Source organism: Arhodomonas sp. KWT (assembly GCF_010993615.1).
Map to the genome: position 1 here is coordinate 3,830 of NZ_WNXE01000069.1, position 1,526 is coordinate 5,355.

A 1,526-nucleotide genomic window follows, 5' to 3' on the forward strand; every position below is an offset into this window, starting at 1 on the left:
CCTGCGCCCGTTCGGCATCCTCAAGATGCTCGACCTGGAGCGTCCGATCTACGCCGGCACCGCCGCCTACGGGCACTTCGGCCGCGTGGACATCGACCTCCCCTGGGAGAAGACCGACAAGGCCGACGCGCTTCGTCAGGCCGGCGGCAAGTAAGCACGACAACGCCCATGCCCTTTAAGGGCACGTCCGTTGCCGAGGAGCGCTGCAACCCCCGAAGCATCGTGGGGGCCAGGCTCGGCGGACGGACGCGACATTCGACAACGGCGCTCGGTGACCAACGGAGTGAACCATGAACGCAGTCGTGGACAACACCCGCACCGACCACCACGTTGCCGATCTCGCCCTTGCCGACTGGGGTCGCAAGGAGATCGCTATCGCCGAGACCGAGATGCCCGGTCTCATGGCGCTGCAGGAGAAGTACGGCAAGGAAAAGCCCCTCAAGGGCGCGAAGATCGCCGGCTCCCTGCACATGACCATCCAGACCGCCGTGCTCATCGAGACACTGGTCGAGCTGGGTGCCGAGGTCCGCTGGGCCTCCTGCAACATCTACTCCACCCAGGACCATGCCGCCGCGGCCATCGCCGACCAGGGCATCCCGGTGTTCGCCTACAAGGGCGAGAGCATGGAAGAGTACTGGGAGTTCACCCACCGAATCCTGGACTGGCCGAACGAGGACGGTCCGAACCTGATCCTGGACGACGGTGGCGACGCGACCGGCGTGGTCATGGTCGGCGCCAAGGCCGAGCAGGACCCCTCCATCCTCGACAACCCGAGCAACGAGGAGGAGCGCGCCCTCTTCCCCGCGATCAAGAAGCGGCTCGAGGAGCGCCCGGGCTTCTACACCCGCATCAAGGAGCAGATCCGCGGGGTCAGTGAGGAGACCACCACCGGCGTCAACCGTCTCTATCAGATCGCCCGTGACGAGGGCCTGCCCTTCCCGGCGATCAACGTGAACGACTCGGTGACCAAGTCCAAGTTCGACAACCTCTATGGTTGCCGCGAGTCGCTGGCCGACGGCATCAAGCGCGCCACCGACGTGATGGTCGCCGGCAAGACCGCCGTGGTCGCCGGCTACGGTGACGTCGGCAAGGGCTCCGCGCAGAGCCTCAAGGGCCTCGGCGCCCAGGTCTGGGTCACCGAGATCGACCCCATCTGCGCGCTGCAGGCCGCGATGGAGGGCTTCCGCGTGGTGACCATGGACTACGCCGCGGACAAGGCGGACATCTTCGTCACCGCCACCGGCAACTACCAGGTCATCACCCACGAGCACATGAAGGCCATGAAGAACGAGGCCATCGTGTGCAACATCGGGCACTTCGACAACGAGATCGACGTGGCCTCCCTCCAGCAGTACGAGTGGGACGAGATCAAGCCGCAGGTCGACCATATCGTCTTCCCCGACGGCAAGAAGATCATCCTGCTCGCCCAGGGCCGGCTGGTGAACCTGGGCTGCGGCACGGGCCACCCGAGCTTCGTGATGTCCAACAGCTTCTCCAACCAGGTGCTCGCGCAGATGGCGCTGCAT

The 1,526-nt window shown here is 65.5% G+C and carries 2 protein-coding genes and 1 riboswitch; both genes read left to right on the forward strand.

Annotation, left to right across the window (positions count from 1 at the left end):
* On the forward strand, positions 1-154 hold a 154-nt coding region (locus tag G7A99_RS11390), incomplete at its 5' end, for a methionine adenosyltransferase domain-containing protein (RefSeq protein ID WP_163140271.1).
* Positions 155-189: 35 nt separating this feature from the next.
* Positions 190-277, forward strand: a riboswitch (S-adenosyl-L-homocysteine riboswitch).
* Positions 278-290: 13 nt separating this feature from the next.
* The coding region (gene ahcY / locus G7A99_RS11395; protein WP_163140273.1) for an adenosylhomocysteinase at positions 291-1,526 on the forward strand (1,236 nt) is incomplete at its 3' end.